This window comes from Massilia sp. S19_KUP03_FR1 (genome assembly GCF_036688685.1).
GTDB lineage: Bacteria > Pseudomonadota > Gammaproteobacteria > Burkholderiales > Burkholderiaceae_D > JALYUM01.
Genome location: NZ_JAQQPS010000032.1, coordinates 48,888 through 55,145 on the forward strand (window position 1 = coordinate 48,888; position 6,258 = coordinate 55,145).

Genomic DNA, 6,258 nt, shown 5'->3' on the forward strand with positions numbered 1-6,258 from the left:
TATGCACGTCGACTTTTCCAATGCCTGGATCACGGCCGTACTGCTGTGCGCGCTGCGCCTGTCCGCGCTACTGCTGCTGGCACCTTTCTGGCAACCGCTCGGCCTGCCTGTGCGCGTGCGCCTGATGATCATCCTCGCGTTTTCGGCCACGCTGGTGTCCGCCACCCATGCGACGTCCCCGGTACTGCTGAACAGCTTGCCCGCATTGATACAGGCGGCAATGACCGAATTGTTGGTGGGTGCCCTGATGGCGTTCGGCGTGTTCACTGCATTTGCCGCCATCGCGTTTGCCGGCAATGCACTGGACCTGCAGATCGGCTTCAATATCGCCAACGTCTTCGATCCCGTCACGCGCAGCCAGTCCCCGTTACTGGCCTCGATTTTCGCCATGACCGCGGTCATGCTGTTCTTTTCCGCTGACGCGCACCACACCGTCATTCGCGGCTTTGCATGGTCGCTCGAGCGCATTCCGCTCGGTGGTCCCGCGCCACGGCCCGACATCGCCGCGCTGGGCCGCCAGTTTGGCATCGTCTTCACGCTCGGCCTGACGCTCGCCGCCCCGGTCATGTTCTGCCTGTTCCTGGTCGAACTGGCGATGGCGGTCCTGTCGCGCAACCTGCAACAACTCAATGTGTTCGTGCTGGGCACGCCCATCAAGATCATCCTCGGCCTGATGCTGCTGGCCACGCTGGCGCCCCAGTTCGGCCACACCACGCGCCGCATTTTCGACGCGATTTTCACTTTTTGGCAGGCGGTGCTCTGATGTCGGACGACAGCGGCGACAAAAGCCAGGCGGCCACGCCGCACAAGCTGCGCGAAGCCCGCAAGCGCGGCCAGGTCGCCAAGAGCGTGGAAGCGAATTACGCCGCCATCCTCGCCGTGCTGGCCGGCGTCTGCTTTGCGGTCGGTCCTGCCATGGCGCTGCGCGTGCTGGCCGTGGCGCGCCGCGCCATGGAACAGGGCGCACGCCTGGACTGGGCTAGAGACAACGTGGCCGGCTGGCTCATCGGCGTGCTGGCCGAAGGACTCGGCACGCTCGCGCCGCTGTTACTGGCGCTGGTGTGCGCCGTGGTGGTCGCCAACGTCGCCCAGGTGGGCGGCGTGTTCAGCTTCGACCCGATCAGCCCCGATTTCGACCGTCTCAACCCCGCCAGTGGCATGACGCGGCTATTTTCCATGAAGTCGATGTACGACGCCGCGCGCAGCCTGGTCAAACTGGTGCTGTTGTCGCTGGTGGCCTGGCTGGCGCTGCGCCAGCTGATGCCCGGGCTGGTGCGGCTGGCCTATATCGATGCGCACGGCCATGCGGCGGTGGCGCTGGGCGGCGTCGGCTCACTGCTGTTCAAGCTGTTTCTCGCCGTGCTGCTGATTGGCCTGGTCGACCTGGTCTACACGCGCTGGGACTTCGGCCGCAAGATGCGCATGAGCCAGCGCGACATCACGGACGAACACAAGCAGCGCGAAGGCGACCCGCGCATCCGCAGCCGCCTGCGCCAGCTGCGCACCGAGATGCTGAAAAACGCCAGAGCCGCGCGCAAGCTGCCCGAGGCCGACGTCCTGATCACCAATCCGACCCACATCGCAATTGCCATCTCGTACCGCCATGGCGACATGCCGGCCCCCAAGCTCCTGGCCAAGGCCAGCGGCAAGCTGGCGCAAAAAATGCGCGAAGCGGCGCGCGCCCACGCCATTCCCGTCGTCGAAAACCGGCCGCTGGCGCGCGCCCTGTTCAAGCGCGGCGAGACCGACCAGTACGTGCCGGAAGACCTGTATCCGCACATCGCCCGCATTTTGCTGTGGGTGTATGCCATGCGCCGCGCACGCCAGGAGGCCGCATGAACGCACTGCGTAAAATCCTGCAAGGCCAGAGCGACATCGCCATGGCGCTCATGGTGCTGGGCATCCTGTTCATGCTGTTCGCGCCGATTCCGTCGGGGATGCTGGACTTCCTGATCCTGGCCAATTTCAGCTTCGCGCTCCTGATCCTGCTGCTGACCTTTTATATGGCGAAACCGGTCGAGTTTTCGACCTTCCCGTCGATGCTGCTGGTGGCCACGCTGTTCCGCCTGGGCCTGAACGTGTCGGCCACGCGCCTCATTTTGCGCGACGGCGAGGCCGGCCAGGTGATCGGCGCCATCGGTTCCTACGTGGTGGGCGGCAATTTCGTCATCGGCCTGATCGTGTTCCTGATTCTGGTGGTGGTGCAGTACGTGGTGGTGACCAATGGTGCCCAGCGCGTCTCGGAAGTGGCGGCGCGCTTCACGCTGGACAGCATGCCGGGCCAGCAGATGAGCATCGACGCTGACCTGAACATGGGCTTCATCGACCAGGAAGAAGCGCAGCGCCGACGCCGCAACATCAGCAAGGAAGCGGCCTTCTACGGCGCCATGGACGGCGCCAGCAAATTCGTGAAGGGCGACGCGATCGCCGGCATCATCATCATGCTGATCAACAGCATCGGCGGTCTTGTCATCGGCGTCATGCAGCAAGGCATGGCGTGGGACCAGGCGTTGCAGACCTACACGCTGCTCACCATCGGCGACGGCATCGTCACCCAGGTGCCGGCGCTGGTCATCTCGGTTGGCACCGGCCTGATCGTGACGCGCTCGGCGGCCGACGACAACCTGGGCCAGGAGGCATTCCGCCAGATGACCGGCTTCGCCAAGCCGCTGGGCCTGGTCGCGCTGGCCCTGTGCGGGCTGATGTTTTTGCCCGGCATGCCAGTCCTGCCCGGCGTGGTGCTGGCGACCGTGTTTGCAGTGGCGATGCTGCTGCGGCGCAGCGCCCCACCCAAGGCGGATGCGCCGCCTGACGACGGCGCCCCGGGCGCGGTGACCAAACGCGACGAAGAAAACTGGGCCGCGCCGCCGGTCGAACCGGTGGAAGTACAACTCGGCGCCGCCCTGCTCACGATGGTCGAAGCCGACCAGCCGATGCTGATGGAGCGCATCGCCGCGTTCCGCAAGCAGTTTGCGCTGGAGACCGGTCTGGTGATCCCGAGTGTACGCTTCCGCGCCGGCGCCAGGCTCGCCGCCAGCGCGTACGAAATCCAGATTTTTGGCGCGGCCGCCGGGCGCGGCGAATTGCACGCCGACCGCCTGCTGGCCATCCAGCCGGGACCGGACGCACCCAAGCTGCCCGGCATCGAAACGCGCGAGCCCACCTTCAATTTGCCGGCAGTCTGGATCGAGCCGTCCCAGCGTGACGCCGCGCAGGCGCGCAAGTACACCCTGGTCGAACCGCAGACGGCCCTGATGACGCACCTGTGCGAAGTACTGCGCCAGCACGGCGCCAGTTTGCTGACGCGTCCTGAAACCGAACGATTGCTGCGGCGCGTACGCGAAACCCAGCCCGGGCTGGTCGAGGAAATCGTGCCGACGCTGCTCGGCGTGGGTGACGTGCAGCGCGTGCTGCAGAACCTGCTCAAGGAAAAAGTGTCGATCCGCCACCTCGACGCCATCGTCGAAAGCCTGGTCGATAACGCCAAACACAGCAAGGACCCGGCATGGCTGACCGAGCTGGTACGCCAACGCCTGGGTCCACTGATCTGCCAGGCCATCACCGGCGGCGCGCAGGCGCTGCACGTGATGACGCTCGACCCGACCATCGAGCACACGCTGCTGCAAAGCGTCAGCGCCGCAGAAAACGGCGGCATGATCGCGGTCGAACCGGTGTTCGCCGAGAAGGTCGTCAGTGGCCTGGCGCTGCAGGCGGACAAGATGAGCAAGGCCAGCGTGGTGCCGGTGCTGCTGTGCGCGCCCGAACTGCGGCGCCACCTGCGCCAGCTGTCCGAGCGCATGGTGCCGCAGTTGCGCGTGCTGTCACTGGCCGAGGTGCCCGGCACGGTCGAATTGCGCGCGTTTGCCACGCTCACTTTATAAGTCGTATCAACTGGAGAACCGGACATGAGCAACGCCCTGATCACTGCCGTCGACAGCATGCAGAACGACATGCGACTGATGGAAACGCTGAGCCAGAACATGGTGAACATCAGCACGCCCGGCTACCGGCGCGTGCAGCCTGCCGCACCCGCGTTCGCGCAGGCGCTGGCCGCCGCGCAGCCCGGTGCCGCAGCGCGCTTGACGTCATCAGCCGTGCCAACGCCGCCCCTGGCCAGCGTCGACCTGACCCACGGCGCCGTCAAGCCGACCGGCCGTGACTGGGACCTGGCGATCGATGGCGACGGCTATTTCGAGCTTGCCACGCCCAACGGTCTGGCCTACACCCGGGCCGGCGACTTCGCGCTCGACGCACGCGGGCGGCTGGTCTCGACAGCCGGTTTTCCGGTGCAGGGCGTGCAGGGCGACATCGTCCTCGACGGCCCCGCCGCCACCGTCGGCCGCGATGGCCGCATCACCCAGGACGGGCGCGAAGTGGCGCAGCTGCGCATCGTGCGCTTCGCCGATGCCAAAGCGCTGCACCCGGGCGCGGCCGGGGCGCTGCAGCCGCTGGCGGGCGCCGTCGGCGAGCAGGACACCCGCTCCCAGCTGCTCACCGGCCACCTGGAAGCGTCGAACGTGGCTCCGATGCGCGAAATGGTGGCGCTGATGCAGACGACGCGCCATTTCGAAGCGGCGCAAAAACTGTACCAGGGCTATGACGAGATGCTCGGCAACGCCATCCAGAAACTCGGTCAATTCTGACACCAGGACAATTCATGAACGACGCACTGTATATCGCCGCCACCGGCATGCAAGCCCAGCAACTGACGATCGACTCGATCGCGAACAACCTCGCCAATGTCAGCACCACCGGTTTTAAAAAAGGCCGCGTCGCGTTCCAGCAGATGATGCAGGCCGACCCTGCGGCCACGACGCAGGCCGCATCCGCCGGTCTGGGCATTGCGGTGGCCAGCATCACCCGCGACTTCACATCGGGCGCCCTGGCGCAGACCGGCGCGCAGATGGATGTCGCCATCGACGGCAGCGGGATGCTCGAAGTGGCACTGGCCGACGGCAGCCGCGCCTATACGCGTGGCGGCACCCTCACCGTCAGCCCCGACTCCTACCTGGCCACGGCCGACGGGCACGTGCTGAAACCGTCGATTCATATTCCCGCGGGCGTGTCGGCCATTCACATTGCAGCAGACGGCAAAGTCAGCGTGCAGCGTGGCGTCACGGGTACGCCGGTCGACGTCGGCCAGCTGGAGCTGGCGTCGTTCACCAATCCGGCTGCACTGACTGCGCTGGCCGGCGGCCTGTACACCCCCACCGAAGCGTCGGGTGAGGCGCTGGTCGCCAAGGCCGGCAGCACGGGCTTCGGCAAGCTGGTGCAAGGGTCGCTGGAAAACTCGAACGTCAACCTGACCGACGAGATGGTGACCTTGATCGTGGCCCAGCGCGCGTACGAGATGAGCTCGAAAATCATCCAGGCCTCGGACGAGCTGATGTCGCTGACCAACAACCTGCGCCGCTAATATGCGCCTGCCGCCCGCGCTCCTGCTGTTGGCGCCGCTGCTGGCCAGCGCCGCACCGGCCACGCTCGACCTGCAACCGACCGCACTGGCGCCTGGCGCGCGCGTGCGCCTGGCCGATGTGGCAACCGTGCGCGTACCAGGCGACGCGGCGGGCCTGGCCGCAGTCGACCTGGCCGCGGCCCCCCTGCCCGGCTACACGCTGCGCCTGTCCCGCACGGAGATCGCGCGCATCCTGCGTGCCCGTGCCCTGCCCTATGTGCTGGCGCCCGAGGGACCAGCGGCGGTGCAAATCGAGCGGCGCAGCCAGGGTTTCGATCCGGCCCGTGTGACGCAGGTGGCCGAACAGGCCTTGCAAGCATTGGCCGCGCTGGATGGCACGCGCCTGGAACTGGTACTGGCCGCGCCGCTGCCGGAACTGGCGCTGCCGGCCGGCGCCGTCTCCCTGCGCGTGCGCGCACCCGCGCCGCACAGCCTGCGCCAGCGCCGTCCGACTGTCTGGGTCGATATCACGGTGGACGGCACCTTCGTGCGCACGGTGCCGGTCGGTTTTGAGGCGCATGCCTGGCACGGCGTCCTGGTGGCGGCGCGGGCGCTCGACGCCGGCACCGTTCCCGCCTGCGCCGACCTGCAGGTGCGCGACCTCGACCTGACCGAGCTCGCCGGCGCCACCCTCGACCATTGCGACGCCGTGCGCGGGCGCCTCGGCCACGCGCTGGCCGCCGGCGCAGCGCTGCTGGCCGGGCAACTGAAGCAGCAGGCCGCCGTCACCCAGGGCGACATGGTGACGCTGGCCTTTTCCGACGGCGCCATCGTGCTTGAGTCGCGTGCGACTGCGCTGGCCG

At 67.2% G+C, this 6,258-nt stretch carries 6 protein-coding genes; all 6 read left to right on the forward strand.

The genetic code is table 11. The features are described from left to right. Position 1 precedes the first annotated feature (1 nt). Positions 2-763: a flagellar biosynthetic protein FliR gene (locus V6M87_RS25175; protein ID WP_332879426.1), complete on the forward strand. Its 762-nt coding sequence runs from the start codon at positions 2-4 to the stop codon at positions 761-763. Further along, the gene (locus V6M87_RS25180; RefSeq protein WP_332879427.1) at positions 763-1,839 is read left to right on the forward strand and encodes an EscU/YscU/HrcU family type III secretion system export apparatus switch protein; all 1,077 of its coding nucleotides are present in this window, start codon (positions 763-765) and stop codon (positions 1,837-1,839) included. The genes V6M87_RS25175 and V6M87_RS25180 overlap by 1 nt, the downstream gene beginning before the upstream one ends. After that, positions 1,836-3,881 carry a flagellar biosynthesis protein FlhA gene (locus V6M87_RS25185; RefSeq protein WP_332879428.1) on the forward strand — a complete coding sequence of 682 codons (2,046 nt, stop codon included), beginning with the start codon at positions 1,836-1,838 and terminating at the stop codon, positions 3,879-3,881. Before V6M87_RS25180 ends, V6M87_RS25185 begins: the two co-directional genes overlap by 4 nt. 24 nt (positions 3,882-3,905) lie before the next feature. After that, positions 3,906-4,643: a flagellar hook-basal body protein gene (locus V6M87_RS25190; protein ID WP_332879429.1), complete on the forward strand. Its 738-nt coding sequence runs from the start codon at positions 3,906-3,908 to the stop codon at positions 4,641-4,643. Between the two features lie 14 nt (positions 4,644-4,657). Further along, the gene (flgG, locus tag V6M87_RS25195) at positions 4,658-5,416 is read left to right on the forward strand and encodes a flagellar basal-body rod protein FlgG (RefSeq protein ID WP_332879430.1); all 759 of its coding nucleotides are present in this window, start codon (positions 4,658-4,660) and stop codon (positions 5,414-5,416) included. A gap of 1 nt (position 5,417) precedes the next feature. After that, positions 5,418-6,258, forward strand: an 841-nt coding sequence (locus V6M87_RS25200; RefSeq protein WP_332879431.1) for a flagella basal body P-ring formation protein FlgA, incomplete at its 3' end; no start/stop codon positions are given.